Raw genomic sequence first — 25,220 nt, forward strand, 5'->3', positions numbered from 1 at the left:
CGAAGCGAAGCAAACCAGGGAAGCGCCAAGGTTCGGGAATCGCGCGCGGCACGGGGTCGCTTCGCCGTGCTCGCTAGGCCGGCACAGGATGATCGCCGTAGGCTGCAGGCGCTAGGTCATCACCTCGGCGAGGATGCACGGCACCTCGCCCGGGATCTCCCGGGCCATGAAGCCGATGCCGCCGTAGCGGCGGGCGAGCCGGCGGCCGGCCTCGCCATGGGCGTAGACGCTCCACAGGGCGGCCGCTTCCGGCGCGGCGCCGCGGGCCAGCAGGCCGACGACGAGTCCGGCCAGCGTGTCGCCGGAGCCCGACGTCGCCAACCCGACATGGCCGACCTCGTAGCACCAGGCCCTGCCGTCCGGGGCGACGACGTGCGTCCGCCCACCCTTCATCACCGTGACCGTGCCGAAGCGCTCGGTCGCCCGCCGCGCCGCCGCCAGCGGATCCGCCTCGATCGCGTCGCGCTCCTCCCCAAGGAGCTGCGCCATCTCGCCGGCATGCGGGGTGATGATCGCCGGCTTGGACAAGCGCCGGGTCAGATCCGGCTCGGCCCGCAACGCCACGAGGGCGCCGGCATCCAGGACGAGGGCCGCTTCGCCGGCGCCCCGGATCAGGGCGGCGGTCACGGCTTCGGCATCCGAATCCTCGGACATGCCGGGGCCGACCAGAACCCCATCGACGCGCTCCGCCCGCTGCGCGAGATCGGCGGCACAGGCTTTATCGATACCGCCGTCGTCGGTCTGCGGCAGCCCGATCACCAGCGCTTCGGGCACCGCAATCCCGATCGGGATCGCCAGGTCCCGGCAGACCGCGATCTGCAGCTTTCCCGCACCGACCCGGAGCGCGGCATGGGCCGCGAGCAACACCGCGCCCGGCAGGCCCGTACACCCTGCCACGATCAGGACCCGGCCCCTTCCGTCCTTGCTGTCGCCGTCGGGCTCGGGCGGGGCCATGGTCCGCAGGACGTGCTCGGTGACCGGCGTAACGGTGCTCATGGATCCCCCGGTCGCCCTGCGCAGGCTCCGTGAGGGATCACGTCGCGGCCGCTTCGGCATCTGGTTCGGAGGTAACGGGGGCACCCCCCGCCTCAAGGGGTGCGACGAAGTTGTAGCGGACCAGGGCCAAGCCGCCGTCGGGGGCGGCCGTGGCCGAGAACGCATACTCCGTCACGCCGCAATTCAGCACATCGCCCTCGGCATCGACGGCGAGGATCTCGGCCTCGGTCATCCCCTCCAGCAGGTAGCGGAGGCACAAAACCACGACCTGGTGGGCGACGAGCAGGATCCGGCGCCCGTCATGGTGCAGGCCGATCGTGTCGAGGGAACTGCGCAGGCGCAGGATCACGTCGCACCAGCTCTCGCCGCCCGGCGGGCGATGGTAGAACTTGCCGAGATCGTGCCGCAACGCGGATTGTTCGGGATGCTGCTGCTCGATCCCGACCCGGGTCAGCCGGTCGAGGATGCCGAACTCCTTCTCGCGCAGACGCTCGTCGATCAGCAGCCGCGGCGTGCCGGACGCCAGACCGCCCGCCCCGCGAATGTGTTCGGCCGTCTGGACCGCTCGACGGTACGGCGAGGCGAGGACCAGGTTCGGGCGCTCATCGTCGGGCAAACCGGCGAACCAGCGCCCGAGCGCCTCGGCCTGCCGGTGACCGAGCGCGCTGAGCGGCACGTCCACATCGCGCTCCGGGATGTCGATGCGGGCAGCGCCCGCGGCCTGGGCGGCGTCGCGGGCGACATTCCCGGAACTCTCGCCGTGGCGCACGACCCACAACAGGAGCGGGTGTCTCTGAGGCACGTTGATCTCCTGGCGCGGTCCCGTCCGAGAGGTCGGAACGTCGCGCCGGCATCCCCGTTCCAGCGACCGGCCGTCCGCCCTGACCGGGCCGTACCCGGTCGCGTCCAGACGCCCGGACGCCTTGCGTTGCTCAGCGCCGACCGGCCAGGGCATCGCCCAGCAGATCGAGGAGGGCGCGGGCGAAGGTCCGCATGTTCGTGATCCGATCCGTGCCGCCGGTCTCGATCGTGGCGACGAGCTCGACGGGGCCGCTCACGGCCAGACAGCTATGCCCGGCGGCATCGCCGTAGCGGTTGCCGCTCGGGCCGGCGGCGCCGGTCTCCGCGATGCCCCAGGTTGCGCCGTGCCGTGTGCGGACGGTCCGGGCCAGCAGGCGCGCATAATCTTCGGAGGCCGAGCGCAGGCCGGTCATAGCGGCTTCGTCGAGGCCGACGAGAGCCGAGCGGGCCGCGGCCGTGTAGACCACGGCGCCACCGAGGAAATACGCGCTGGCGCCGGGGACCGACAGGAGCGCCGCCGCCACGAGACCGCCGGACGACGATTCCGCGACCGCCAGCGTCTCGTTGCGCGCGCTGAGCGCCGCTCCGAGCGTCGTGGCCGTCGGCAACAAGGTTTCCATGGCAGATCCCCGGATGTGATGCCGCGGCTATGCGCCGGCTTGCGGCCAGGCTTCGATCGTCTCGCCGCCGGATTGCAGCACCACGCGGTGAGCGTGCACCGGATCCCGCGTCTTGCACAGGTCGATCGCGGAAGCGAAGCGGGTCCGGGCCGCCACCTCGGTTTCGACATCCTCGGAAATGACCTCCTGGTCGTCGCGGAAGGTGATCACCCGGAAGGGCGGGTGTTGCTTGAGGTCGCTGGCTTCCATGGATGGCGTCTCCCAACCGATCGTGTCGCGGGCGGTAAGCGCCCATCGGCATGGATCGTTGCGCGACCGGCCGCTCGGGTGCCGGATCGGTACAATTCGTTAAGCCTACGGTCGTAGCCCGGAGGCTCCTCAACACGCGTGGGTATCATGCCGAGACTGGGCCACATGATCGTCGACGGGCTGGCCCTCGTCCTCGTCGGCGCCGGGCTGACCGCCATCGTCGTGGGCTACGAGCGCAACCTGCCGGAGCCGATCGTGCATGTCGCCGGGCACGCATCGGACTGGGCCGACCCGGTGACCACCGGCTCGATCACGCCGGCGGTCAACGAGGGCGCAACCCTGACGGCGTCGTTCCAGTCCGGTTGGGCAGCCGAGGAGTTCGGCCCCTCCGCAGGGGCCGGCACACGGGTGTGGATCGATCCGCCGCGGCGGTAATCGGCGCGATCGTGCAGAGCCGCTTCAACCTTCGATAGAAGTGCCGCGAACGGACCGGCCCCGGCTGCGTTGCCGTAGGAGCCCGAAGACGGGCCGACCTGAGGAAACGCACATGCCCATGAAGACTTTCGGCCTCGCGGCCGCCCTCGCCATCGCCCTGACCGGAACCGCCTACGCCCAGCAGCCCGCCGGCGGCGGCAGCGCGACCGGCAACATGAACAATCCCGGCTCGGTGAAGAGCGACAGCCAGAAGGCGAACGAGGCCGCGACTGGCTCAGCCACCGGTGCGACGACAGGCTCGACCACCGGCGCGGCCGGCGCCGCAACGGTCCCGGGCACCGGCACGGCGCGGCCGGGTGTGGGCGTTGGAACCAGCACCACGGCGCCGGCCCGATAGCCGCACCGTCGGAACCGAGGCCGGCGGCCTCGGTTGCCGGCCCATGTCTCGTCTCCTGTTCCCCGCCGCGATCATCATCATCCTCGCAAGCGTCGCCTTCGCCCACTGGGAAACGTCGGGTTCGGAGCCGGCGCCCGGCACGCCGCCGATGAGCCAGGCGGCTCCGAAGCTTGGCGCCGATGCTTCGATGCCCTCGGTCAACCCCGTCAGCAGGCAGTAGCGCCATTGTGGACGCGTCGCGCACGCGGTCGCCGCTCGGCCGACGTGCTGACAGTCACGTCTCCTGCATAAGCACGGATCGAGGCCGTCGCGACGCGGCGCGTCGCAGATCGACACAACCGGCCGACGCGACGGCCCGTCAACGGCCGGAAGCAGGGGGCTGACGCTCTCGCAGGAGAGCGGGCAGGTCCACGAACTGGGCTGCGAGGTCGGCGCAGGCGAGGATGCCGCCGTCGAGCATCGGGATATGGAGATCAGGCAGGCGGGTCGCGGGCTGTTCGCCGTGGGGCAGGGCGGCCCCCGGCAAGAACCGGGCGAAGCGGGTGAGAAGCCGGATCATCGTCAGGCCGCCCGCGCCACGGTGCCGGCGGCAGCCAGCGCCTGATCGAGATCGGCGAGCAGGTCGTCGATATGCTCCAGCCCCACCGAGAGACGGACGTAACCGTCCGAGACGCCCGTGGCCTTCAGCGCCTCGGGGCCGAGCTGTGCATGCGTCGTGCTGGCCGGATGGATCGCGAGGCTGCGCGCGTCGCCGATATTGGCCACATGGTAGAACAGCTTCAGGGCGTCGATGAACCGCCGCCCCGCCGCACGCCCGGCTGCCAGTTCGAAACCGACGAGACCGCCATAGCCGCCGCTGAGCACCGCGTCGGCGCGGGCGCGCGCCGCGCCGGTCTGGAGCGATGGGTGGATCACCCGCGCAATTTCGGGCCGGTCCTTCAGCCAAGCCGCGATCGCCTGGGCGTTGCGGCTGTGCCGCTCGATCCGCAGCGGCAGCGTCTCCAGGCCCTGAAGCGTCAGGAACGCGTTGAGCGGCGAGACCGCGGGGCCGAGGTCGCGCAGCAGCCGTACCCGCGCCCGCAGGACGTAGGCGACCGGCCCGATCGGCTGCGCGGCCTCCGTCCAGATCGCACCGTGATAGCTGGCATCCGGCGTGTTGAGATTGGGCTGGCGCAGCGGGTGGGCCGCCCATTCGAAGGTGCCGCCGTCGATGATCGCGCCGCCGATCGCGATGCCGTGGCCGGCGATGTATTTGGTGGTCGAGTACACGACGATGGCCGCGCCGTGATCGAACGGGCGGGCCAGCAGCGGCGCGGCGGTGTTGTCGACGATGAGCGGGATGCCGAGCGGCCGGCCGATCTCGGCCACCTCGCGGATCGGGAAGACCGCCAGCTTCGGGTTCGGCAGCGTCTCGGCGTAGTAGGCTCGCGTCCGCTCGTCCGTCGCGCGGGCAAAGGCCTGCGGATCGGTGGGATCGACGAAGCGCACCGCGATGCCCTGCTCGGACAGGGTGTTGGCGAACAGGTTCCAGGTGCCGCCGTAGAGATCGGTCGAGGAGACGATGTTGTCGCCGGCGCGGGCCAGGTTCTGCACGGCGAGCGCCGAGGCCGCCTGGCCGGAGGCTAGGGCGAGCGCCGCGACGCCGCCTTCCAGGGCCGCGAGGCGCTGCTCCAGCACGTCCACGGTCGGGTTGCCCACCCGGGTGTAGATGTTGCCGAGTTCCTTCAGGGCGAACAGATCCTCGGCATGCGCCGTGTCGCGGAACTGGTAGGAGGTGGTCTGGTGGATCGGCACCGCCACGGAACCGCTCGACGGGTCGGCCCGCCAGCCGGCATGGAGGGCGAGCGTCTCGGGCTTGGCGTGGGTCAGGTCCTGGCTCGGCACGGGACGGCTCCTGATCGATCGGGACGCGGCGCAGAACTCGCACCGCGCAGTCCATCGTTCCTCCGCGCGATGTGCCGGTCAATGAAACGGGATGATCGATTTTCCGGACGGCCGGAAAATTCGAACCTGTCCGGCCACTCAGTTCGGGAATACCCTTTTCTGTAGCCTGTGAGACAACTCCGGCGGGGGAAAGTCTCACGCACGACCTGCTCCGGTGAGCTTGCAGGGCCGCCCCATTTGGGCCGGTCGATCCCCTGCGTCGCCCCGGCGCTATCGTCCTGGCCTCCGAAGATGGCCGCGAATCGATGAATCCCGTCCGGATCTGCTGACGTTCGACCGCGGCCGCATGACCGAGCGGGCATGAACATCCGTCTTGCGGCCGCGCGCCGTCACAGAACGACATCCTTGCCGGCACCGGATCTACGGAAGCCTTTTTCGTCGGCCCGAACCTAGACTTCGGATGTCGCGAGGCACGGCCGCGACGCTCTTCCACCGCGGGCAGGATCCATGGCCGACATCGACGACTATCTCGACGAGAAGCGCCGCGCGCTGGCGGCGCGCGACGCGCGGATCCGCGGGGGGGAGGTGTCGCCCGTGCCGCTGACCGCGCGGGCGACGGTGGAGGGCGGCAGCGGCGTGCGCCGGATCGGGATCCGCCGGCACGCCATCGTGTCCGACAGCGCGCCGGACTTCGCCGGGTTCGATCTGGGGCCCGGCTCGCCCGAGCTCCAGCTCGGCGTCCTCGGCTCGTGCCTTGCCCACACGATCCTGATCCAGGCCGCGCTCCAGGCGATCCCGATCACGGCGCTGGAGGTCGCGGTGACCGGGACGTTCGATCCGCGTGCGGGGGCGGACGGTTTCGAGGATATCCCGGTGCACCCGCAGGATCTCGCCTACACGGTGCAGATCGACTCGCCAGCCGATACGGCGGTGATCGCGGCACTCCAGGTGCGGGTCGAGAAGGCCTGCCCGATCCTCAACCTGCTGCGCCAGCCACAGATTGTCGGCGGCCGCTTCGTTCAGGGCCGGACCTCGCAGGAGAGCGCCGCGTGACGAGCACCAGACGCGGGGTCTCGGCCCTGATCCTCGCCCTGGCGGCGGGCCTCCCGGTAATCCCGGGGGCGGCCGGACAGGAGCCTGCCCCGAAGGAGTTTCGGATCGGCTATCAGAAGGTCGGCCTGATCGTCGTGGCCCGCAGGCAGGGCACCATCGAGAAACGACTGGCCGCCGCCGGGACGCGTGTACGCTGGGTCGAGTTCCAGGCCGGCCCGCCCCTGCTCGAAGCCCTCAACGCCGGCGGCATCGACTTCGGCTACACGGGCGACACGCCGCCGATCTTCTCGCAGGCGGCCGGCGGCAACCTCGTCTATGCCGGCGCCGTGCCGCCCTCCGGCGACAGCGAGGCCATCGTGGTGAAGGCGGATTCGCCGATCCGAACGGTCGGGGATCTCAAGGGCCGCACGGTCGCGGTCGCGCGCGGGACCAGCTCGCACAACCTGCTGGTGGCCGCCCTCGAGAAGGCCGGCCTCGGCTTCGCCGACATCAAGCCCGCCTACCTGCTGCCCGCCGATGCCGGCTCGGCATTCGCCAACGACAGCGTCGACGCCTGGACGATCTGGGACCCGTATCTCGCCCTGACGCAGGCCCGCAACGACACGCGGATCCTCGTCACGTCCGGCCAGACCTTCGAGGCTCCGGCGTTCTTCCTGGCCAACAGGACATTCGCCGAGACGCATCCGGGCGTCGTGGCCGGCGCGTTGGCCGGGCTGTCCGACGCGGCGGATTGGGCTGATGGCCATCGGGATCAGGTTGCCCAGGCGCTCGCGGACGTGACCGGGCTCTCCTTCGCCATCCAGAAGGTCGCGGCCGACCGCACGCATTTCGGCGTGCTGCCGCTCTCCGACGCCATCCTGTCCAGCCAGCAGACGACCGCCGACCGGTTTTTCCGGCTCGGCCTGATTCCGCGCGCCGTCCGGGTCCGCGACGCGGTCTGGACGCCGCCGCGGAGCTGAGCGACCCCGCAGCGGGCGATTGCGCCGCCGGATCCGTCAGGGCCTCACATCCGGGCGCGGATCCGGGACGAAGCCGTCGCGGTTCGGCATCCGGATCGACGCCAGGGATTTCGCGTCGAGGATCGTCTCGTCGGAGACGAGGCCGTTGAGGTGGAGGAGATAGGCCGACACCGCGTAGACCTCGTCGGCGCTGAGCGATTGCGGTGCGTTGAGCGGCATCGCTCGCCGGATGTAATCGAACAATGTCGGCGCGTAGGGCCAGAAGCTGCCCACGGTCTTGATCGGCTTGGCGGTGGCCAGCGTTCCCTGGCCGCCGACCAGCCTGTCCCCGATCCCGCCTTCGCCGCGGGACCCGTGGCAGGACGCGCAGTGCGCCTCGAAGACCGCGCGTCCCTGCGCGACGCTGCCGCTGCCCGGCGGCAGTTTCCGGCCGTCGCGGTCGATGTCGATGTTCCAGGCCGCGATCTCCGCCTCGGTCGCCGGTCGGCCGATCCCGAGACGCTCGGTGGCGCGCGCCGCCCCGGCGATCCCGAGCAGGAGCACGGCGCCCGTCAGAGCCGCAACCCTACGCGTAGCCATTGGCGACCTCGCCGCTCGCCGCGATGCGCCAGGGCACGACCGCGTTGTTGTGGTAGAAGGAGTTCAGGCCGCGCACCGCGGTGAGATCCGCGAAGCCCGGCTGGACGTAGCCGGTCTCGTCGATCGCGCGGCTGGCGATGGTGGTCGGCTGCCCGTCCCAGGTCCAGGGCAGGCGGAACCGGGTCAGGGCCCGGGTCAGGACCGGCTCCTGCAGGGCGGCGTCCTGCCAAGTCCGTCCAGAATCGACCGAAACCTGCACGCCGCTGATCTTGCCCCGGCCGGTCCAGGCGAGGCCGGTGATCTCGTGGAAGCCCGGGGCGATCCGCTGGGTGCCGGAGGGCCGCGTGATGATTGATTTCGCCTCCATGACGAACGTGAATTGCCGCGCCGTCCCGTCAGGCATCAGGTCGGTGTATTTCGCGGTCTCCTCGCGCGAGAATGCCGGCTCGGCGGTGACATTCAGGCGCCGCAGCCACTTCACGCTCATGTTGCCTTCGAAGCCGGGCAGGAGCACCCGCAGGGGATAGCCCTGCTGCGGGCGCAGCCGCTCGCCGTTCTGGCTGTAGACCAGCAGGGCGTCGTCGAGGCATTTCGCGATCGGGAGGCTGCGGGTCATGGCGGCGGCATCGGCGCCCTCGGCCACGACCCATCTGGCGTCGGGCTTGAGCCCGGCCTCCCGCAGCACCGTCGCGAGGCGGACGCCGGTCCATTCGGCGCAGCTGACAAGGCCGACGAGGTCCGACGCGGTCCGGCCCGCCTTGATCGCCTCGAAGCCCGGATTGCCCGAGCATTCCAGGAAGTGGATGCGCGATTCCGACGGGAAGCGGCGGATGTCGTCCAGGGTCAGGACCAGGGGCGTCTCCACCAGCCCGTGGACCAGCAGCCGGTGCTGCGCGGGGTCGATATCGGGGATGCCGCCGTGGTGGCGCTCGTAGAACAGCCCGTTGGGCGTGAGGATGCCGTCGAGATCCTGCAGCGGCGTCCGGCTGGAGGCCGAGGTGTATTGCTTCAGGCCTTTCGGCACGTTGCGGATGAGGCCGCTCTCGAACCGCGATGGCTGGCCGTAGGTCTGGCTGCCGACATCCGCGCCCGGTTCCTTCATCCAGTCGGGGATGCCGGGCGGCGCGGCCGCCTCGGCCCGGCTGCGGCCCGGCGCACCGCCCCCGGCCAGGATACCCGCCGCCGCAGCGGCGCCCTGGGCGAGAAAGCGTCGCCGCGCCGGGCTCTTCTTCGGGGCGTCGTCGCTCATCGCATGGGGCTCCGGCAGCGTCCGGATTGCGGGACGGGAAACACGCGTGGTCCACGCCCGGCCGGGGGCCTGTCGGTGGCGACCACGTCTTCGGAGACGGCCGCCATCAGTGCAGGACCCATCCGATGAGGCAGATCAGGAGTGCGGAGGCGGCGATGTAGCTCCGCATCCGGCTTTCCGCGCAGGATGCAGGCGGATCGCTGGCGAAAGCCAGCGCGTGATCCGGGATGTCGTGGCTCAACGGCATGGACACGTCTTCGCTGCGCTCCGTCCTGATCGCGGCAGGGCCGACGCATCGCCTCGCGAGGCTCCGCGCCGGAGGCGGGCGTGCTGCGCCCCTCTCATGAGGATCCCGCACCCGCGCTGCCGGAATCGTGCTGAGCCCCGATCGTGTCGTCGCAGGCGCCGGCAGTCAAACGAAGCGAAGTCTTTTATTGGGCCGCTGCAGAGGACGGTGTCCCCCAGATCTCATCCTCTACGTTCCAAGTCTTCGCCGGATCCGGCTCACGCACCGGCCGGGGATCCCGGGATCGCGGCGGGCCGCGCGGGCGGCCGGGAGCCCAGATGGTCCCGGAGCGTCCGACCCTCGTATTCGCTGCGGAACAGCCCGCGCCGGCGCAACTCGGGCAGCACGAGTTCGATGAAGTCGTCGAGGCCCCCCGGCAGGGTCGCCGGCATGATGTTGAAGCCGTCGGCGCCGTTTGCCCGGAAGCGCTCCTCCATCTCGTCGGCGATCTGGGCGGGCGTCCCGACGATCTGCGAATGGCCCCGGGCGCCGGCGATCCGCAGGTAGAGCTGGCGCAGCGTCAGGCCCTCCCGCCGGGCGAGATCGAACATCAGCTGCTGGCGGGATTTGGCGCCCTCGGCCTCGGGCAGCTCCGGCACCGGCCCGTCCGGATCGTAGCCGGACAGGTCGAAGCCGCCGACCATGCGCTCGAGCAAGGCCAGGCCGACCACCGGGTCGATCAGGTCCTGAAGCGCGTCGAACTTGGTGCGCGCCTCCGACTCGGTGCGGCCGACCACCGGGAACAGACCCGGCATCACCTTGAGGTCGTCCCGGCTCCGGCCGAAGCGGGTCATCCGCTCCTTCAGGTCGCCGTAGAACGCGACCGCCTCGTCGAGCGTCTGGTTGGCGGTGAACACGATCTCGGCCGTGCGGGCCGCCAGATCCTTGCCGGGGCCCGAGGAGCCCGCCTGGACCAGCACCGGCTGCCCCTGGGGCGTGCGCGAGATGTTGAGCGGGCCGCGCACCTGGAAATGCTTGCCGCGGTGGTTCAGCGGCCGGAACCCGTCCGGCTTCGAGAACTGGCCGCTGGCCCGGTCGATGATCACGGCGCCGTCGTCCCAGGTGTTCCACAGGCCGAGGACGACGTCGACGAACTCCTCGGCCCGTTCGTAGCGGTCGGTGTGGCGCGCGATCTGATCGGTGCCGAAATTGGCGGCCTCGGCATCCGTGGTCGAGGTCACGAGGTTCCAGCCGGCCCGGCCGCCGCTCAGGTGATCGAGCGACGCGAAGCGCCGGGCGACGTTGTAGGGCTCGTTGAAGCTGGTGGAGGTGGTGGCGACCAGCCCGATCCGGCTCGTGACCGCCGCCAGCGCCGACAGCAGCGTCACCGGCTCGAAATGGGCCGAGCGGGCCGTGCGCTCGCTGGAGCGCAGGTTGCCGTCGCGGATGCCGGTCCCGTCCTCCAGGAACACAAGATCGAACTTCGCGTCCTCCGCCCGGCGCGCCCAGCCGACGTAGCGCTCCAGGTTGAGCCCGCCATCGGCCTCGCTCGACGGGTGGCGCCATCCGGCGACGTGGTGCCCGGTGGCGTAGAAGAAGGCGCCGAGGCGAAGCGTGTCCTGTGTCATCGGCCGATCGGGGTTGGAGGCGATGCGTTTCGGGGCGAAGGCGAGGAGGCCTCGGGCGGCGTCAGCGCACCATGCCCCAGCGCCGGACCGTGAGCCGCTCGAACGTCGCGAACACGACGTTCTCGACGATGAGCCCGATCGCGATGACCAGCAAGAGGCCGGCGAAGACCCGGTCGGTGTAGAGCTCGTTGCGGTTCTGGTAGATGTACCAGCCGAGCCCGCCCTGGCCGGAGGCGGCGCCGAAGACCAGCTCGGCCGCGATCAGGGTACGCCAGGCGAAGGCCCAGCCGATCTTGAGCCCGGACAGGATCGCCGGCAGGGCCGCCGGGATCAGGATCTGCCAGACATAGGACAGGCCCGTCAGGCCGTAATTGCGCCCGGCCATGCGCAGGGTCTCGGGCACGCCCTGGAAGCCCGCGAAGGTGTTGAGCGCCAGCGGCCACAGCACCGCGTGGACCAGCACGAAGATCAGGCTGCCGGAGCCGAGCCCGAACCAGAGCAGGGCCAGCGGCAGCAGCGCGATGGCCGGCAGCGGGTTGAACATCGCCGTCAGGGTCGAGAGCAGGTCGCGGCCGAACTGCGTCGAGACCGCGAGCGTCGTCAGGGCGAAGGCCAGAACGACGCCGCCGACATAGCCTTCCGCCAGCACCGTGAGGGAGATCCGGGCCCGCTCCAGAAGCTCGCCGCTGCCCAGGCCCTCCGCGAGGGCCGACAGGGTGGCGCCGAAACCGGGCAGCAGCAGGTCGTTGTCCTGCCACCGGGCCAGCGCTTCCCAGGCGAGGGCGAGCACGACGAGGATCAGGCCCTTGCGGAGCCAGCCCTGCTGCCAGACCCGCGTCGAGAGCGGCAGCCTGCGCTCGACCGGCGCCTCCACGAAGGGCGCCAGCACGAGATCGTATTCCGATCGGATCGGCGGACGGACGTGCTGGGTCATCGTGCGGGAGCCACCGGGACGGAGGTTTCGGGGTCGGTCTCGAACAGGCGGCCGTGCAGGCGCTGCACCGCCGCCTGGAACGCCGCGCTGCCGACGCTCGCCAGGTCGAAATCGTGGCTGTTGTACTCGCCCCGCAACCGGCCGGGATGGGGCGAGAGCAGCGCCACCCGGTTGCCGACCACCAGCGCCTCCTCGATGGAATGCGTCACGAACAGCAGGGTGAAGCGCACCTCCTCCCAGAGGGCCAGCAACTCCTCCTGCATCTTGCGCCGGGTTAGCGCGTCGAGCGCCGCGAAGGGCTCGTCCATCAGCAGCACCTTGGGCTGGCTGGCGAGCGCGCGGGCGATGGCGACGCGCTGCTTCATGCCGCCGGACAGCTGGTGCGGGTAGCTGTCCGCGAACGGCGTGAGGCCGACCTTGTCGATGGAGTGCCGCGCCCGGGCTTCGGCCTCGCGCCGGCCGACCAGGCCGGCGGCGCGCAGCGGGAAGGCCACGTTCTGCGCGACGGTCTTCCACGGCGGCAGCTGATCGAATTCCTGGAAGACCACGATGCGGTCCGGCCCCGGCCCGCGCACGACCTCGCCGCCGAGGGTGATCGATCCCTCCACCGGCGGGATGAAGCCGGCGATCGCCTTGAGCAGGGTGGATTTGCCGCAGCCCGAGGGGCCGAGCAGGATGAAGCGGTCGGCCTCGTAGACATCGAACCCGACCCGGTGGGTCGCCCGAACCACGCGCTCCGGGGTGCGGTATTCCAGGGTCAGGTCCGAGACCCGCAGCAATGGCGCCGGCAGGGGCGTCGGCGCAGACTCGGATTCCGCATTGTGGGCAAGGACCGGCGCGGCCGCGATGTCCCGCTGGACCCGCGCGATAGCGCGGCGCTCATCGACCAGACTCATCGGCTCAGCTGCCGGTCGCGATGCGGGGATTGGCGAAGAAGTAATCGTCGAGGGTCTTCGGCTCGCTCCGGATCACGCCGACGCGGTGCATGAACTGCCCGAGCCCGATCGTGTTCTGCGGCTCGATCTTGAAGGTCACCTCGGGGTTGCGGATGACCTTGAGCAGCAGGTCGCGGTCGATCCGGCTGGCGTTGGACTTGATGTAGATATCCGCGGCCGTCTCGGGATTGTCGGTGATGAACTGCGCGGCTTCCGCGAGGGCGTCCACGAAGGCCGTGTAGGTCTTCGGGCTGTCGCGGTAGAACTTTTCCGTGGCGTAGAGCACCGTCGAGGAGGCGGGGCCGCCCTGGACCGCGTAGGAATTCAGGACGACGTGGGCGTTCAGGTTGCCGGCGAGCTCCTGCTCCTGGAACGGCGGGTTGCCGAAATGGCCGGTGATCTCGGTGCCGCCCTTGATGATCGCGGCCGAGGCTTCCGGATGCGGGACGGCGACGCTGATCTTGTCGAGCCGGGCGAAATCCTTGTCGCCCCAGAGCTTGGCGGAGGCCCATTGCAGGATGCGGGCCTGAACCGAGACGCCGACCGCCGGCAGCGCGATCCGGTCCTTGTCGGTGAAGTCGCCGATCGTCTTCACTTCGGGCCGGTTGGAGACGAGGTAGTAGGGAAAGTTGCCGAGCGACGCGACGCCCTTCACATTCTGCCGGCCGCGGGTGCGATCCCACAGCGTGAACAGCGGCCCGACGCCCGCGCTCGCGACGTCGATGCTGCCCGACAGGAGCGCGTCGTTCACCGCCGAGCCGCCGGAGAGCTGCGCGTACTCCACCTTGATGTCGAGGCCGGCCTTCGCGCCGTGCTTCTCGATCAGCTTCTGATCTTCCGCCACGTTGAGCAGCAGGTAGACGACGCCGAACTGCTTCGCGATGCGCAGCTGCCCCTCCGCCGCGGCGGCCGGGCCGAGTGCGGCAACGGCCAGTACGGAGGCCAACAAGGCGGCCGCATGGCGGCGCGAGAACAGGGTGCGTCGCGTGCCGATCATAATTCCTCGCAGGGGTCGGTAGAGGCGTGCAGGCACAGCCCGATTACAGGGTGCAATCTGCCTAGGGTGCGTTGAATGGTCAACGAGAACGTTCTTTTTACAGAACAATACAGAAGAGATGCTATATCTCTCGGCGGCTCGGTCGAAAGGATATTCTCGCTCCTTCGATCGCGCTCGAAGGCCGCCATGACCGCTCCGGCGCGACACGGCAGAACGCTCTTCTCTCCCGGCGCGGTTCGTACGGTTCGGGGTGCGGAATGCCGCGCGACCGACGAGATTCAGAACGCTGCTGCGGAGCCGTTGCGATGCGATGATCGATAAGCCGCGGCATCGACGCCGCAGGGCTTGCGCGTTCCGAACGGATCAGGCTCCTGCCCGTTCGGCTGACAGGGGATCGTTTGCGTCGTGACCCCGTGTGGTGGACGTATCGCCGGATCGGCGCCGCCCTTCTCGAAGGCCGGCTGCCGCCCCGGCACGGAGCGCTCTGAATGGTCGCCAGAAAGCAGATCCGGCTGAACGCGTTCAACATGAACTGCGTCGGCCACATCAACCACGGGCTGTGGACCCATCCGCGCGACCGCTCGTCGGACTACAACACGCTCCGCTACTGGACCGATCAGGCGAAGCTCCTGGAGCGCGGCCTGTTCGACGGGCTGTTCATCGCCGATATCAGCGGCGTCTACGACATCTACGGCGGCGGCATCGATGTCACCGCGCGCGAGGCCGTGCAGCTCCCGGTCAACGACCCGAGCCTGCTGGTCCCGGCCATGGCGGCGGTGACCGAGCATCTCGGCTTCGGCGTGACGGTCAATGTCCACACGGAGGCGCCCTACACCTTCGCGCGCCGCCTCTCCACCCTCGACCACCTCACCAGCGGCCGCATCGGCTGGAACATCGTCACCGGCTATCTCGACAGCGCCCATCGTGGGCTGAGCGGCGGCACCCTGCCCAGCCATGACCGGCGCTACGACTATGCCGACGAGTATCTCGAGGTGCTCTACAAGCTCTGGGAGGGCAGCTGGGACGACGCGGCCGCGCGCCGAGACCGGGAGGCCCGGGTGTTCAGCGATCCGGCCCATATCCGCCCGGTCTCGCATCACGGCACGTTCTTCGACGTCGAAGGCTATCATCTGTGCGAGCCGTCGGTGCAGCGCACGCCGGTGCTCTACCAGGCAGGCGCCTCGGGCCGCGGCCGGGCCTTCGCCGGGCGCCACGCCGAGTGCGTGTTCATCTCGGCCCGCGACCGGGGGACGGCCCGGGAGGCCGTTCGCGCCATCCGCGCCGAGGCGGTGGCGGCCGGGCGCCACCCGGAGGACGTGAAGGTGTTCGTCGGGCTGGCGGTGATACCCGGGCGCAGCCGGGCCGAGGCCGAGGAAAAGCGCGCCGATTACCTGCGCTACGCGAGTCCGGAGGCGGGCCTGGCGCATTTCTCCGCCTCGACCGGGATCGACTTCGCGCGCTACGGCCTCGACGAGGCGATTCCCTATGGTCCGGGCAACGCCATCCAGTCCGCCAACGCGGCTGCCGCGAAGCGCGGCCTGACCAAGCGCGACCTCCTGGCAGAGCTCGAGCTCGGCGGGCGCTACGCGGTGCTGGCGGGCGACGCGGTCTCGATCGCCGACGAACTCCAGGCCTGGGTCGAGGAGGGCGAAGTGGACGGGTTCAACCTCAGCCGCATCGTCGTCCCCGAAAGCTTCTCCGACTTCATCGATATTGTGATCCCGGAATTACAGGACCGAGGGCTCTACAAGACCGCCTACGCCGACGGGTCCTATCGACGGAAGCTGTTCGGGCAGGGCGACCGGCTGCCGGAACGCCACGCCGCCCACGCCTTCCGGGGAGCGGCGGCGGGGTGGGTTCAACCCGTCTGACCGAAACCGTTCGGGCGGTCTCGAAACAAAAAGCCCGGCCGCGCGTGAGCGCGACCGGGCCTGATTGTGGGGTGGCCGGATCGATCAGGTCCAGTCGCTGTCGTCGCCGCCGCCGAGATCGCCGCCGAAATCCCCCGAGGGATCGCTGAAGCTGGCATCCTGGAAGTCGCTGCCGCTACCGCCGCCGTCGAGCGCCGACCCGAGATCCTGGTTGCCGCCGCCGTCGCCGTAATAGTTGTTCACCACCGTCTCACCACCGCCGCCGAGGCCCGCAGCCGCGGCGCTGCCGAGGCTCGAATGGCCGCCCGCGAAGGCGTTCGACAGGGCGCTGCCGAGCAGCATGCCGCCGGCCGCGCCGGCCGCCATCGGCAGCGCGGTGGCCATGAAGCCGCCGCCCCGGGCCGGAGCCTGCGGCTGGCCGCCCCACGGGCCGCCCTGCTGCTGCGGCGGGTAGCCCGGCTGCTGCGGGTAGCCCTGCTGGGGATAGCCCTGCGGCGCGCCGCCACCGCCGCCCCAGGGCTGTCCGGCCGGGCGCTGCTGGCCGTAGCCCGGCTGCGGCTCCTGGCGCTGGCTGCCGCCACCGCCGAAGATGCTCGACAGGAAGCCGCCGCCACCCGAGGACTGGGCCGGCGCCGCCTGGCTTCGCGCCTGCTCCAGCTGCTGGTTCAGGCTCTTGATCGCCTCTTCCTGCACGTAGATCAGCTGCGCCATCGCGTAGGGGGCGTAGGGCTGAGCGCGGATCTTCTCGGCGATGAAGCGCTCGGCCTCCGCGTCGCGGGGCTGGCTCTGGGCCTGCTCCAGGCGCTGGAAGATGCCGGAGATGACGTCGCGTTCTTCGCTATTCATGGAGTTCTCCTCCTCAAGTCGTACCCGCGGGCTCGAACGCGCCGCACGGCCGCAGAGGACATGGGTGTGCGGTGACGCTTTGTCAGGGGCGGTTGCGAAAACTTCATTCAGGCCGGCGCAGGGCCCAAACGCGAAAGAGCCCGGCCTTTCGGCCGGGCTCTTTCATCGTTCGGATCCGGACCGGCGCGCGGGGCGCGCCGGGTCTCGTTCTTAGTACGAGCCGAACTTGTAGTTCAGGCCGGCGCGGACCACGGCGAACTCGTCGTCGCGGCGGCCGATGGCGCTGTAGGCGACCGGGACGAGGTTGGCGGCGTTGACCACCAGGGCGCCCTGGTTGCGGGTGCCGCGCTCCAGGTTGACGTACAGGCCTTCGACCTTGAGCGTCACGGCCGACGAGCGGAAGAAGTTCAGGAACGAGTCGGTGGGGAGCGCGTACTCGATGCCGCCGCCGACGGCGTAGCCGGTGCGGAAGCTGTCGTTGCCGGCGAAACCACCGAACGAACGGTCGGCGCTGCCCGAGCCGTAGGCGAAGCCGCCGGTGCCGTACACGAGGGTGCGGTCGAAGGCGTAGCCGAGACGGCCGCGCACGGTGCCGAAGTAGTCGAGGCTCGACAGGCCGCGCGGGTCGGTGACGTAGTAGCCCGGGGCCACGGCGCCGCTGATGAAGGCGTTGTTCCGGTTACGACCGAAGTCGAGGTACTGGGCGTCGGCCTCGATGCCGACCACCACGCCCGAGCCCGGGGTGAACTGGTAGTTATAGCCGATCTGACCACCGCCGGAGAAACCGTCCTGGCTGCGGTCGCGGAACGTCGCGGTGGTGCCGGGGGCGGCGTAGGGGAAGGGCACGCCGAAGGTGGAGTTGTTCGAGCGGCTGCTGGCATCGAACGCGTAGCCGGCGTTGATACCGAAATAGGCGCCGGTCCAGGTGAACACGGGCACCGGGGTGAAGACGGGCGGCGGGGCGGCGCGGCGCGGCAGGTCGGCGGCGAAGGCCGAGCCGGCGAGGGCGACGCCCGCAAGGGCGGTGGTGGCGCGAAGCAGGGATTTCATCATCTGGTCCTCACGGGTGGCCCCGCCCCGGCCTCGCAAGGCCGAAACGGAACGCGGATCTGGCTGCATTCCAGCGGTTCCAGGGCTGCTTTACGCGCTGCGGTATCGCCGACCGCTCATCACGGCCCCTTCTGGCAATCCGCGGTTCTTCCCCGGCACCTCGAGCGTCTAAACGCGCCCGAATGGTCAAGGTTCGCTTATGGCCACGCTTTTTTCCGCCTATTCGGTTTGACAAAGTGTCGCACCCCCTGGACGGCATCGGCCACGCTTGCGTCGGGGCGTGTCGAAAAGGTCAGGGCGTCAGCGCGATGGCCGAGATCAGGCGCCCGTAATCGGGCTCGCCGCGGTGGGTGGTCCGGCGATAGCTGTAGAAGCGCTCCGGATCGGCATAGGTGCAGAGGTTCAGCATCGCAGCCTCGCCGATCTCCGCCTCGCCGAGCCGGGCCAGGATGAAGCCCGGGAGATCGAACTGCGCGCGGTCCTCGCGGGTGCCCGGGCCGAGGAACCGGTCCATGCCCGGCGCCTCGGTGCGGAAGCGTGCGACGAAATCCGGGCCGACCTCATAGGAGGCCTGGCTGATCGTCGGCCCGAGCACGGCCACGATCTGCCGTCTCCGGGCGCCCAGCGCCTCCATGGCGCGGACGGTCGCCTCGATCACCCCGGTGAGCGCGCCCTTCCAGCCGGCATGGGCTGCGCCCACAACCCCGTTCTCGGGATCCGCGAACAGGATCGGCCCGCAATCGGCGGTGGCGATTCCCAGGGCGAGACCGGGCACCCGCGTTACCATGGCGTCGGCCTTCGGGCGATCCGCGGCCGGGACGGGCGCCTCGACGGTGACCACTTCGGCGGAATGGACCTGATACAGGCTGACGAGCCGGTCCGGCGCCAGGCCGAGCTGCGCGCACATGCACGTCCGGTTCTCGGCGACGCGCTCCGGGACGTCCTGGGAGCCGAGCCCGCCGTTGAGCGTGGCGTAGATGCCCTCGGACACGCCGCCGACCCGGGTGAAGAAGGCGTGGCGCACGCGTGCATGCGACGAGAGTTCCGGCGCCTCGATGTACATGCCTGCGGTCACGGTCGGCTCCCTCGCGGTCCTGGTGTCGCGCTCGATAGCGGAATGGCTGCCCCTTGACGATGTCGTGGAACCGTCAGATTCTTGCTGCATTGCAGCATGAGTCCGGGTTCCGGATTCTTCCGAGAAGGATCGCAATGTCACGACGGACCGAGAACGACTCCCCGATCGAGACCAAGGCCCCCGAGGTCCCGGAACACCGGAACCCGAGCTCATCCGAACACCCCGTCGTGCGTGAGCTCGGCGAACTCGACCCCTCCGACCCGAACCCGCCCGCACCGCCGACCCCGCGGGCACCGAGCGGCTCCGACGCCGGCTTCGGTTCGTTCGGCTGAGCACATCCCGCGCTGCCGTCCGGGTTCGGAGCCTCAGGCTTCGGGAAACCCGGGCAGCGGCCCGAGACCCGGGCCCGTCACGGCCAACACCTTGAACAGATTGCCCATTCCCGTCGGGCTCGCATCTGTGAGTCGCTCGACGGCCGCATCGATCGCCGCAGCCTGAGCCGGGGTGGCGCGGGCCTTCAGGCGCTCGGCGCGGGCGTTCAGGCCCAGGGTAAGCAGAAAGTCCCGCTGCGCCACCGGCCCGTGAACCGTCGCGTCCTCGGCCTGGGCGGCCTTCGCGAGGGCGGCAAAATCGACGTGATGCGTGAGATCCGCGTCTCCGGGCGCCGCCAGCGGATCGGTGAAGCGATGCCCGGACAGGGCCTGAAGGGTGTCGCCGAAGCCCGGCCGGCTATGGCCGTAATCGATCGCCAGCAGCGCGCCGCCCGATTCGCGCAGGCGGCGGGCGAGTTGCCGCATCAGCGCCAGCCCGACCCCCGGCACGCTCAGCAGCCTGCCCTCGGGGCCCTCCGCCTCGATCCCCGGGGTCGCCTCGGGGGCCAGGCCGTAGACGAAATCGCCTTCGGGGCCGAGCCCGATCTGGCGCTCGTGCCAGCCGGTCGCGCGACGCTCGAACTGCCGGACCGGCAGGCAATCGAAGAACTCGTTGGCCAGGATGATCGCCGGGCCCGCGGGCAGGGTCTCGATTCCGGCGTGCCAGGTGGCGCCTTTCCCCGCGAGGGTTCGCTCCTGGACGGCCCGCAGCACCGCGCCGGTCTCGACGAGATGCGGAGTCACCCGGACGCCCGGAGCCGCCGTCCCGAGGGCCCGCAGGGCATCCGCCATCAGCGTGCCCCGGCCGGGGCCGAGTTCCACCAGGACCAGCGGGTCCGGCCGACCCATCCGGCCGTGAACGTAGCCCGACCAGGCGCCCAGCAGCTCGCCGAACATCTGGCTGATCTCGGGTGCGGTCGTGAAATCGCCGCGCACGCCGAGCGGATCACGGGTGCGGTAATAGCCGTGGACCGGGTGGCCGAGACACAGCGCCATGTAGCGGTCGATGCCGATCGGCCCGCCATGGCGGATCAGCGCCGCGATCTCGGCTCCGAGCGGCGTCACGCCTTGGCGGGCGCCTCACGCGCCTCCTGGTCTGTCCCGGACACGGCCACCGGATTGCGCGGGCGGGTCCGCCCGGTCGCGGCGAGCAGGATGTAGGTGAGCCCGACGATCATCATCGGCACGCAGAGCAGCATGCCCATGGTGACACCGCCGCCCATCGGCCCGAGATGGTCGCCGAACAGGAAGCCGAGCTGCCGGTCCGGCTCGCGGAAGAACTCGCAGAATGTCCGGGCCAGCGCGTAGCCGAGCACGAAGATCCCCCCGAGCAGGCCCGGCTTGCGGAACCCGAACCGGCGGACAGTGAGCGCCATGACGATGAACAGCAGCAGGCCCTCGGTGACGGCCTCGTAGAGCTGGCTCGGATGGCGCGGCAGCGGACCGCCGGTGGGGAACACGATTGCGTAGGGGAAGTCCGGCGCGACCCGCCCCCAGAGCTCGCCGTTCACGAAATTCGCGATCCGCCCGAAGAACAGGCCGATCGGCACGACCACGGCGCCGATATCGAGCAGCGTGTAACCGTTGAGCTTCTTGGCGCGGGCGAACAACAGGAAGGCCAGGATCGCCCCGAGGAACCCGCCGTGGAACGACATGCCGCCGTTGCGGATCGCCAGGATCTCCATCGGGTCGGCGATGTACATCGGCAGGTTGTAGAACAGCACGTAGCCGATCCGCCCGCCCAGCACGACGCCGAGCGCCACCCAGACGACCAGGTCGTCGATGTCGACCACCTGCGGGCGCTTGACCACGCCCCACAGGCTGTCGGCCATGACCAGGCGGCGCGCGTAGTACCAACCGCCGATCAGGCCGGCGATGTAGGCCAAAGCGTACCATTTGATCGTGATCGGCCCGATCGCGATCGCCACCGGATCGATGGCCGGAAAGGGCAGGGCGAGGAGCGGCATCGGTCTGACCTCCGGGGCGGCCGGATTGGACGCCGGAGGGGCGGCGCGTCAAGTGCGCGGCACGCAGCCTCCGCCTGCGGGCATCAGGCCTTCACGAACAGGAACCCGTGCCCATCCGGGCCCGCGCAATAGGCAGCCCGGCCGTCCGCGGAGGCGCGCGGCGCGAAGCCCGCCTGGCGCAGCGCCGCCAGCAGGCTGCCCATATCCGCGACCGCGAAGACGAAACGGGTCGAGGCGCGGTCGGCCGGCCCGAACACGGTGCGTGACGCGTGCCGGGGCGCCGGGTGCCGGTAATGCAGCAGCTCGACATGCGGCGCCGGCACCGGCGGCTCGAGCGCGATGACATCGACATCGGGATCGTCGATGCCGTCGAGCCGGCCCTGTTCGGGCCCCCGGTTCACGCCTTTCTGCGCGACCGCGAGGCCGAGGGGCCCGGTGAGGAACGACAGGGTCGCGTCGAGATCGGCGACGGTGATCGCCGAATGGTCGATCCCGAGGAACAGGCCCGGCGCGTCGCGCCAGCGGTCCGCCGGCGGGCCATCGGGAAAGAAGATCAGCTCGAGCGGATGCCCGTCCGGATCGCGAAACTTGTAGGCGGTGACGCCCCCCGTGGCGGCGGGCAGGACCTGCGCGCCGCCCCGGCTGATCGTGGTCGGGTTGAGCCGGGTAAGCCGAGCCATCGCGGCGTCCATGTCGCGAACCGGAATGGCCAGGTGCTGGAAGAACGGATCGGTCGCCAGGGGATCGGCCGGGTAGGGGGAACCGGCCGGTTCGACGGCCACGAACGTTACCGTCTGGCGGCCGAGCCGCAGGCGCAGCTGCCGCCCCTTCACCCCGGCGAGCCCCATCGCCTCAATGTGCGCGGCCGGCACCGGCTCGGGTGGCGCGACCCGCTCGAAGCCGAGAGCGTCGCGGTAGAAGTCCTCCGTGACCGCGAGGTCCGCAACGGTACGGCTGAAGCCGGCGACGGCCCGAACGCCGCTCACAGCAGCCGCGCTCCGCGCACGTTGGTGTAGATCGCGTAGAGCGCATGCGAAGCGCACAGGAACAGGCGGCTGTTGTTGCGGCCGCCGAAGGCGAGGTTCGCAACCGGCGAGGGCACCAGGATCTTGCCGACCAATTCGCCGCCGGGATCGATGCAGTGGACGCCGTCGCCGGCGCTCGACCAGAGATTGCCCTGCTCGTCGCACCGGATCCCGTCGGCATTGCCCGGTGCGATCGTGCAGAACACGTTCCCGCCGGACAGACGGCCATCCTCGGCCACATCGAACACACGTATGTTCTGAAGCGGATCGGTGGCGAATTGCAGCCCGGTCTCGACCACGTAGAGTTTTCGCTCGTCCGGCGAGAAGCACAGGCCGTTCGGTCCCTGGAAGTCGTCCGCCACCACCCGCAGCGAGCCGTCGCGCGGGTCGAACCGGTAGAGTGCGGCAGGCAGCTCGGATTCCTGCTTGCCGCCTTCGTAGTCGGTCTGGATGCCGTAGGGCGGGTCCGAGAACCAGATCGTGCCGTCGGACTTGCAGACGATGTCGTTGGGCGAGTTCAGCCGCCGTCCCTGGTAGCGCTCGACCAGGCTGGTGATGCTGCCGTCGAGCTCGGTCCGGTGGATGCGCCGGCCGCGATGCGAGCAGGACAGGAGCCGCCCCTGGCGGTCCCGGGCATGGCCGTTCTCGAAGTCGCTCGACGCGCGGTAGACGCTGAGGCCGCCCGCATCCGTCCAGCGCATCACCCGATTGTTCGGGAGATCCGAGAACAGCAGCTCGTTGCGGTCGCCGAAGAAGACCGGGCCTTCGGCCCAGCCGAAGCCTTCGGCGAGTTTTTCCAGCGGCGCGTTCGGCAGCACATACGCCTTGAAGCGTGGCTGCGTCAGTTCGAAACCGTCCATGCCGCGGCCCCTACTTGAAGCGGCCGGGCTGGTTCACGGTGGGCTCCACCTGGAGCCCCGTGACGATCATCGTGCAGGGCTCGTCGCCCACGGTGCCCGAGAGGTGGCCCTTCCTGCCGTCGCGCGCCCTGGTGTTCTGATCCTCGCCCATCATCAGCTCGCCCGGGCCCATCTCGACCCGGTGGCCATCCATAGTCTCCACGAACCAGCGGCCCGACAGGATCGCGATCCATTGCGGCCTCGGATTCTCATGCCATTCGCCGACCCAGCCGACCGGCAGGACCGTGAAGGTCACCACCGAGGGCGCCGGCTCCATCTTGTCGTTCCATTGCGGCGCCGTCTCGGGGTTGATCCCCTCGAACTTGAAACGCTCGATGAAAAATCGCTCCTGGCGGCTCACCCCCTCCGCGTCGGTATAGACGTGCCAATACGGCATCTTCGGAGGGGTCGGCTCGCTCATCATCGCTCCTGCGGCGGCGGGACAATCGTCTTCCGCACAACGGCCGGGTGTGGCGATGGTTCGCGGCCGCGCGGAGCGGCCGCCACGAAGGTGATCACATCTGCTCGGGCAGCCGCTCGCTCTGCGCCAGGTTCGAGAACCGGGTGATGTTGGCGTCGAACTGCAGCTCGACCGTGCCGGTCGGGCCGTGACGCTGCTTGCCGAGGATGACCTCGGCCTTGCCGTGAACGCGGTTCATCTCCGCCTCCCAGGCGAAGAACTCCTCCGTGCCCTCGCGCGGCTTCTTGTTGTTGACGTAGTATTCCTCGCGGAACACGAACATCACCACGTCGGCGTCCTGCTCGATCGAGCCGGATTCACGCAGATCCGAGAGCTGCGGGCGCTTGTCGTCGCGGTTCTCGACCTGACGCGAGAGCTGCGAGAGCCCGATGATCGGCACCGCCAGCTCCTTGGCCAGCGCCTTCATGCCGGTGGTGATCTCGGTCATCTCCTGCACGCGGTTGTCACTGCGCTTGCCGGAGCCGGAGAGCAGCTGCAGGTAATCGACGATCAGCAGGTCCAGGCCCTTCTGGCGCTTCAGGCGCCGGGCCCGGGCGGCGAGCTGGGCGATCGAGATGCCGCCGGTCTGGTCGATGTAGAACGGGATCGTCTGCATGTCCCGGGCGGCGTCGGTGATCTTGTAGAAATCCTCCGGCCGGATGTCGCCGCGGCGGATCTTGTACGAGGGCACGCCCGATTGCTCGGCGATGATACGGGTGGCGAGCTGCTCGGCCGACATTTCCAGGGAGAAGAACCCGACGATGCCGCCGTTGACGGTCTGCATCGTGCCGTCCGCCTGCTTCTCGCCGCGATAGGCCTTGGCGATGTTGAAGGCGATGTTGGTCACCAGCGAGGTCTTGCCCATGGCCGGGCGGCCCGCGAGGATGATCAAGTCGGAGGGCTGCAGGCCGCCCATCTTGGCGTCGAGGTCGGATAAGCCGGTGGCGATGCCCGAGAGCTTGCCGTCGCGCTGGTAGGCCTTGGCGGCCATGTCCACCGCGGCGGTGAGCGCGTCGGAGAATTTTTGGAAGCCGCCGTCGTATTTCCCGGCCTCGGCGAGCTCGTAGAGCCGGCGCTCGGTCTCCTCGATCTGGTCGCGGGGCGCCTGCTCCACCGGCGCCTCGTAGGCGCCGTTGACCAGATCCTCGCCGATCGTGATCAGGCGACGGCGGATCGCGAGGTCGTAGATCGTCCGGCCGTAGGCGCCGGCATTGATCACCGTGGTGGCGTCGGCCGCCAGCCTCGCGAGGTACTGCATCACCGTCTGGCCGCCGAAATCGGCGTCGCCCAGATAGGTCTTCATGGTGATGGGCGTGGCGAGCTTGCCGGCCCGAATCAGCGAGGCGGCCACCGAGAAGATCTGCTGGTGGGCATCCTCCATGAAGTGCTCGGCCAGCAGGAAGTCCGACACCCGGTAATAGGCGTCGTTGTTCACCAGGATGGCGCCGAGCAGCGCCTGCTCCGCATCGATGTTGTGCGGCGCGACGCGGTACTCAGCTTGAACCGCTTCCAGCTTGGCCGTGAGCGCATTGGGCAGGGCCATCGGCGGACGACTCCGAATCAGGCGCCGCGACGGGCGCACCAGGATCACACCGCGCGACATTGGCCACGGTAAGGTTACCGAAGCCTAGCCGACGGCCGGCTCATCCGGTCCTCGGCCCGGACGAACGGACGCCCGCCGACTCTCGCGAGGGGCGGGCGTCCATGCTGGAAC

29 protein-coding genes are annotated in these 25,220 nt (G+C 69.9%); 7 read left to right on the top strand and 22 right to left on the bottom strand.

Translation table 11 applies throughout. The annotated features are described in order from the left end of the window. Positions 1-111: 111 nt before the first annotated feature. The 4 genes from LGR69_RS07875 to LGR69_RS07890 form a co-directional block, all read right to left on the bottom strand. Positions 112-996, bottom strand: coding sequence for an NAD(P)H-hydrate dehydratase (locus LGR69_RS07875; protein ID WP_230365690.1), 885 nt, complete (start codon positions 994-996; stop codon positions 112-114). A 37-nt stretch (positions 997-1,033) separates the two neighbouring features. Then, the gene (locus LGR69_RS07880) at positions 1,034-1,798 is read right to left on the bottom strand and encodes a histidine phosphatase family protein (protein ID WP_230365691.1); all 765 of its coding nucleotides are present in this window, start codon (positions 1,796-1,798) and stop codon (positions 1,034-1,036) included. 130 nt (positions 1,799-1,928) lie between these two features. Then, positions 1,929-2,417: a CinA family protein gene (locus tag LGR69_RS07885; RefSeq protein ID WP_091862901.1), complete on the bottom strand. Its 489-nt coding sequence runs from the start codon at positions 2,415-2,417 to the stop codon at positions 1,929-1,931. Positions 2,418-2,444: 27 nt separating this feature from the next. After that, a complete protein-coding gene (locus LGR69_RS07890) occupies positions 2,445-2,666 on the bottom strand; it encodes a hypothetical protein (protein WP_230365692.1) in 222 nt (73 codons plus the stop codon). Between the two features lie 147 nt (positions 2,667-2,813). Here LGR69_RS07890 and LGR69_RS07895 point away from each other — a divergent pair, with 147 nt between their 5' ends. From LGR69_RS07895 to LGR69_RS07905, 3 genes are all read left to right on the top strand, one after another. Further along, on the top strand, positions 2,814-3,101 hold the full coding sequence (locus LGR69_RS07895) for a hypothetical protein (RefSeq protein ID WP_230365693.1): 288 nt from the start codon (positions 2,814-2,816) through the stop codon (positions 3,099-3,101). A 112-nt stretch (positions 3,102-3,213) separates the two neighbouring features. Further along, a complete protein-coding gene (locus LGR69_RS07900; protein ID WP_122162439.1) occupies positions 3,214-3,498 on the top strand; it encodes a hypothetical protein in 285 nt (94 codons plus the stop codon). 43 nt (positions 3,499-3,541) lie between these two features. Next, positions 3,542-3,718 carry a hypothetical protein gene (locus tag LGR69_RS07905; protein WP_230365694.1) on the top strand — a complete coding sequence of 59 codons (177 nt, stop codon included), beginning with the start codon at positions 3,542-3,544 and terminating at the stop codon, positions 3,716-3,718. A 138-nt stretch (positions 3,719-3,856) separates the two neighbouring features. Here the strand turns inward: LGR69_RS07905 and LGR69_RS07910 are convergent, their stop codons facing one another. Next, positions 3,857-4,057 (bottom strand): hypothetical protein, encoded by a 201-nt coding sequence (locus tag LGR69_RS07910; RefSeq protein WP_230365695.1) that lies wholly within the window; start codon positions 4,055-4,057, stop codon positions 3,857-3,859. A gap of 2 nt (positions 4,058-4,059) precedes the next feature. Continuing rightward, a complete protein-coding gene (locus tag LGR69_RS07915; RefSeq protein ID WP_230365696.1) occupies positions 4,060-5,382 on the bottom strand; it encodes an O-acetylhomoserine aminocarboxypropyltransferase/cysteine synthase family protein in 1,323 nt (440 codons plus the stop codon). 507 nt (positions 5,383-5,889) lie between these two features. Between LGR69_RS07915 and LGR69_RS07920 the strand changes: the two genes are divergently transcribed. Together LGR69_RS07920 and LGR69_RS07925 are read left to right on the top strand one after the other, a co-directional pair. Then, the gene (locus LGR69_RS07920; RefSeq protein WP_230365697.1) at positions 5,890-6,435 is read left to right on the top strand and encodes an OsmC family protein; all 546 of its coding nucleotides are present in this window, start codon (positions 5,890-5,892) and stop codon (positions 6,433-6,435) included. After that, positions 6,432-7,394 (top strand): aliphatic sulfonate ABC transporter substrate-binding protein, encoded by a 963-nt coding sequence (locus LGR69_RS07925; protein ID WP_230365698.1) that lies wholly within the window; start codon positions 6,432-6,434, stop codon positions 7,392-7,394. Before LGR69_RS07920 ends, LGR69_RS07925 begins: the two co-directional genes overlap by 4 nt. A gap of 36 nt (positions 7,395-7,430) precedes the next feature. On the opposite strand, the gene LGR69_RS07930 is transcribed toward LGR69_RS07925, so the two are convergent. From LGR69_RS07930 to LGR69_RS07960, 7 genes are all read right to left on the bottom strand, one after another. After that, on the bottom strand, positions 7,431-7,973 hold the full coding sequence (locus tag LGR69_RS07930; RefSeq protein ID WP_230365699.1) for a c-type cytochrome: 543 nt from the start codon (positions 7,971-7,973) through the stop codon (positions 7,431-7,433). Further along, positions 7,960-9,222, bottom strand: coding sequence for a sulfite dehydrogenase (soxC, locus tag LGR69_RS07935; protein ID WP_230365700.1), 1,263 nt, complete (start codon positions 9,220-9,222; stop codon positions 7,960-7,962). The genes LGR69_RS07930 and soxC overlap by 14 nt, the downstream gene beginning before the upstream one ends. Positions 9,223-9,328: 106 nt before the next feature. Further along, complete coding sequence (locus tag LGR69_RS07940; RefSeq protein WP_230365701.1) at positions 9,329-9,469, bottom strand: hypothetical protein; 141 nt, start codon at positions 9,467-9,469, stop codon at positions 9,329-9,331. Positions 9,470-9,726: 257 nt separating this feature from the next. Beyond that, positions 9,727-11,076: an LLM class flavin-dependent oxidoreductase gene (locus LGR69_RS07945; protein WP_230365702.1), complete on the bottom strand. Its 1,350-nt coding sequence runs from the start codon at positions 11,074-11,076 to the stop codon at positions 9,727-9,729. A 61-nt stretch (positions 11,077-11,137) separates the two neighbouring features. After that, on the bottom strand, positions 11,138-12,010 hold the full coding sequence (locus tag LGR69_RS07950; RefSeq protein ID WP_122162447.1) for an ABC transporter permease: 873 nt from the start codon (positions 12,008-12,010) through the stop codon (positions 11,138-11,140). Continuing rightward, entirely contained in the window at positions 12,007-12,906 is a 900-nt protein-coding gene (locus LGR69_RS07955; RefSeq protein WP_230365703.1) for an ABC transporter ATP-binding protein, read from the bottom strand. Before LGR69_RS07955 ends, LGR69_RS07950 begins: the two co-directional genes overlap by 4 nt. A 4-nt stretch (positions 12,907-12,910) precedes the next feature. Further along, complete coding sequence (locus LGR69_RS07960) at positions 12,911-13,942, bottom strand: ABC transporter substrate-binding protein (RefSeq protein WP_230365704.1); 1,032 nt, start codon at positions 13,940-13,942, stop codon at positions 12,911-12,913. A 488-nt stretch (positions 13,943-14,430) separates the two neighbouring features. Between LGR69_RS07960 and LGR69_RS07965 the strand changes: the two genes are divergently transcribed. Next, the gene (locus LGR69_RS07965; RefSeq protein WP_230365705.1) at positions 14,431-15,813 is read left to right on the top strand and encodes an LLM class flavin-dependent oxidoreductase; all 1,383 of its coding nucleotides are present in this window, start codon (positions 14,431-14,433) and stop codon (positions 15,811-15,813) included. An 84-nt stretch (positions 15,814-15,897) separates the two neighbouring features. Here the strand turns inward: LGR69_RS07965 and LGR69_RS07970 are convergent, their stop codons facing one another. From LGR69_RS07970 to pgeF, 3 genes are all read right to left on the bottom strand, one after another. Then, complete coding sequence (locus tag LGR69_RS07970) at positions 15,898-16,659, bottom strand: DUF2076 domain-containing protein (RefSeq protein ID WP_007558752.1); 762 nt, start codon at positions 16,657-16,659, stop codon at positions 15,898-15,900. Positions 16,660-16,869: 210 nt separating this feature from the next. Then, positions 16,870-17,709: an outer membrane protein gene (locus tag LGR69_RS07975; RefSeq protein WP_122162452.1), complete on the bottom strand. Its 840-nt coding sequence runs from the start codon at positions 17,707-17,709 to the stop codon at positions 16,870-16,872. A 292-nt stretch (positions 17,710-18,001) separates the two neighbouring features. Then, positions 18,002-18,772 carry a peptidoglycan editing factor PgeF gene (gene pgeF / locus LGR69_RS07980; RefSeq protein WP_230365915.1) on the bottom strand — a complete coding sequence of 257 codons (771 nt, stop codon included), beginning with the start codon at positions 18,770-18,772 and terminating at the stop codon, positions 18,002-18,004. A gap of 146 nt (positions 18,773-18,918) precedes the next feature. On the opposite strand from pgeF, the gene LGR69_RS07985 reads away from it, so the two are divergent. Further along, positions 18,919-19,116 (top strand): fibronectin-attachment protein (FAP), encoded by a 198-nt coding sequence (locus LGR69_RS07985; protein ID WP_230365706.1) that lies wholly within the window; start codon positions 18,919-18,921, stop codon positions 19,114-19,116. Between the two features lie 33 nt (positions 19,117-19,149). On the opposite strand, the gene LGR69_RS07990 is transcribed toward LGR69_RS07985, so the two are convergent. The 6 genes from LGR69_RS07990 to LGR69_RS08015 form a co-directional block, all read right to left on the bottom strand. Next, positions 19,150-20,220 carry a class I SAM-dependent methyltransferase gene (locus tag LGR69_RS07990; RefSeq protein ID WP_230365707.1) on the bottom strand — a complete coding sequence of 357 codons (1,071 nt, stop codon included), beginning with the start codon at positions 20,218-20,220 and terminating at the stop codon, positions 19,150-19,152. Further along, positions 20,217-21,122, bottom strand: a complete 906-nt coding sequence (gene lgt / locus LGR69_RS07995) for a prolipoprotein diacylglyceryl transferase (RefSeq protein WP_230365708.1) — start codon at positions 21,120-21,122, stop codon at positions 20,217-20,219. The genes LGR69_RS07990 and lgt overlap by 4 nt, the downstream gene beginning before the upstream one ends. 83 nt (positions 21,123-21,205) lie before the next feature. Then, positions 21,206-22,108 carry a VOC family protein gene (locus tag LGR69_RS32015; protein WP_230365709.1) on the bottom strand — a complete coding sequence of 301 codons (903 nt, stop codon included), beginning with the start codon at positions 22,106-22,108 and terminating at the stop codon, positions 21,206-21,208. After that, positions 22,105-23,007, bottom strand: coding sequence for an SMP-30/gluconolactonase/LRE family protein (locus tag LGR69_RS08005; protein WP_230365710.1), 903 nt, complete (start codon positions 23,005-23,007; stop codon positions 22,105-22,107). The genes LGR69_RS32015 and LGR69_RS08005 overlap by 4 nt, the downstream gene beginning before the upstream one ends. A 10-nt stretch (positions 23,008-23,017) precedes the next feature. Further along, the gene (locus LGR69_RS08010) at positions 23,018-23,467 is read right to left on the bottom strand and encodes a cupin domain-containing protein (protein ID WP_007561030.1); all 450 of its coding nucleotides are present in this window, start codon (positions 23,465-23,467) and stop codon (positions 23,018-23,020) included. Positions 23,468-23,561: 94 nt separating this feature from the next. Then, positions 23,562-25,049, bottom strand: a complete 1,488-nt coding sequence (locus LGR69_RS08015; RefSeq protein ID WP_007561032.1) for a replicative DNA helicase — start codon at positions 25,047-25,049, stop codon at positions 23,562-23,564. Positions 25,050-25,220 lie beyond the last annotated feature (171 nt).

The organism is Methylobacterium brachiatum (genome assembly GCF_020523825.1).
In the GTDB taxonomy this organism is placed as follows: Bacteria; Pseudomonadota; Alphaproteobacteria; order Rhizobiales; family Beijerinckiaceae; genus Methylobacterium; species Methylobacterium brachiatum.

What these genes read in the sequence shown, in the direction of transcription:
- LGR69_RS07890 (WP_230365692.1), bottom strand. Translation starts at nt 2,666, where the DNA reads ATGGAAGCCAGCGACCTCAAGCAACACCCGCCCTTCCGGGTGATCACC.
- LGR69_RS07960 (WP_230365704.1), bottom strand. Translation starts at nt 13,942, where the DNA reads ATGATCGGCACGCGACGCACCCTGTTCTCGCGCCGCCATGCGGCCGCC.
- LGR69_RS08010 (WP_007561030.1), bottom strand. Translation starts at nt 23,467, where the DNA reads ATGAGCGAGCCGACCCCTCCGAAGATGCCGTATTGGCACGTCTATACC.
- LGR69_RS07895 (WP_230365693.1), top strand. Translation starts at nt 2,814, where the DNA reads ATGCCGAGACTGGGCCACATGATCGTCGACGGGCTGGCCCTCGTCCTC.
- LGR69_RS07940 (WP_230365701.1), bottom strand. Translation starts at nt 9,469, where the DNA reads ATGCCGTTGAGCCACGACATCCCGGATCACGCGCTGGCTTTCGCCAGC.
- pgeF (WP_230365915.1), bottom strand. Translation starts at nt 18,772, where the DNA reads ATGTACATCGAGGCGCCGGAACTCTCGTCGCATGCACGCGTGCGCCAC.
- LGR69_RS07975 (WP_122162452.1), bottom strand. Translation starts at nt 17,709, where the DNA reads ATGAAATCCCTGCTTCGCGCCACCACCGCCCTTGCGGGCGTCGCCCTC.
- LGR69_RS07970 (WP_007558752.1), bottom strand. Translation starts at nt 16,659, where the DNA reads ATGAATAGCGAAGAACGCGACGTCATCTCCGGCATCTTCCAGCGCCTG.
- LGR69_RS08015 (WP_007561032.1), bottom strand. Translation starts at nt 25,049, where the DNA reads ATGGCCCTGCCCAATGCGCTCACGGCCAAGCTGGAAGCGGTTCAAGCT.
- LGR69_RS07965 (WP_230365705.1), top strand. Translation starts at nt 14,431, where the DNA reads ATGGTCGCCAGAAAGCAGATCCGGCTGAACGCGTTCAACATGAACTGC.
- LGR69_RS07885 (WP_091862901.1), bottom strand. Translation starts at nt 2,417, where the DNA reads ATGGAAACCTTGTTGCCGACGGCCACGACGCTCGGAGCGGCGCTCAGC.
- lgt (WP_230365708.1), bottom strand. Translation starts at nt 21,122, where the DNA reads ATGCCGCTCCTCGCCCTGCCCTTTCCGGCCATCGATCCGGTGGCGATC.
- LGR69_RS07985 (WP_230365706.1), top strand. Translation starts at nt 18,919, where the DNA reads ATGTCACGACGGACCGAGAACGACTCCCCGATCGAGACCAAGGCCCCC.
- LGR69_RS07900 (WP_122162439.1), top strand. Translation starts at nt 3,214, where the DNA reads ATGCCCATGAAGACTTTCGGCCTCGCGGCCGCCCTCGCCATCGCCCTG.
- LGR69_RS07955 (WP_230365703.1), bottom strand. Translation starts at nt 12,906, where the DNA reads ATGAGTCTGGTCGATGAGCGCCGCGCTATCGCGCGGGTCCAGCGGGAC.
- LGR69_RS07910 (WP_230365695.1), bottom strand. Translation starts at nt 4,057, where the DNA reads ATGATCCGGCTTCTCACCCGCTTCGCCCGGTTCTTGCCGGGGGCCGCC.
- LGR69_RS07930 (WP_230365699.1), bottom strand. Translation starts at nt 7,973, where the DNA reads ATGGCTACGCGTAGGGTTGCGGCTCTGACGGGCGCCGTGCTCCTGCTC.
- soxC (WP_230365700.1), bottom strand. Translation starts at nt 9,222, where the DNA reads ATGAGCGACGACGCCCCGAAGAAGAGCCCGGCGCGGCGACGCTTTCTC.
- LGR69_RS07920 (WP_230365697.1), top strand. Translation starts at nt 5,890, where the DNA reads ATGGCCGACATCGACGACTATCTCGACGAGAAGCGCCGCGCGCTGGCG.
- LGR69_RS07950 (WP_122162447.1), bottom strand. Translation starts at nt 12,010, where the DNA reads ATGACCCAGCACGTCCGTCCGCCGATCCGATCGGAATACGATCTCGTG.
- LGR69_RS07905 (WP_230365694.1), top strand. Translation starts at nt 3,542, where the DNA reads ATGTCTCGTCTCCTGTTCCCCGCCGCGATCATCATCATCCTCGCAAGC.
- LGR69_RS08005 (WP_230365710.1), bottom strand. Translation starts at nt 23,007, where the DNA reads ATGGACGGTTTCGAACTGACGCAGCCACGCTTCAAGGCGTATGTGCTG.
- LGR69_RS07875 (WP_230365690.1), bottom strand. Translation starts at nt 996, where the DNA reads ATGAGCACCGTTACGCCGGTCACCGAGCACGTCCTGCGGACCATGGCC.
- LGR69_RS07945 (WP_230365702.1), bottom strand. Translation starts at nt 11,076, where the DNA reads ATGACACAGGACACGCTTCGCCTCGGCGCCTTCTTCTACGCCACCGGG.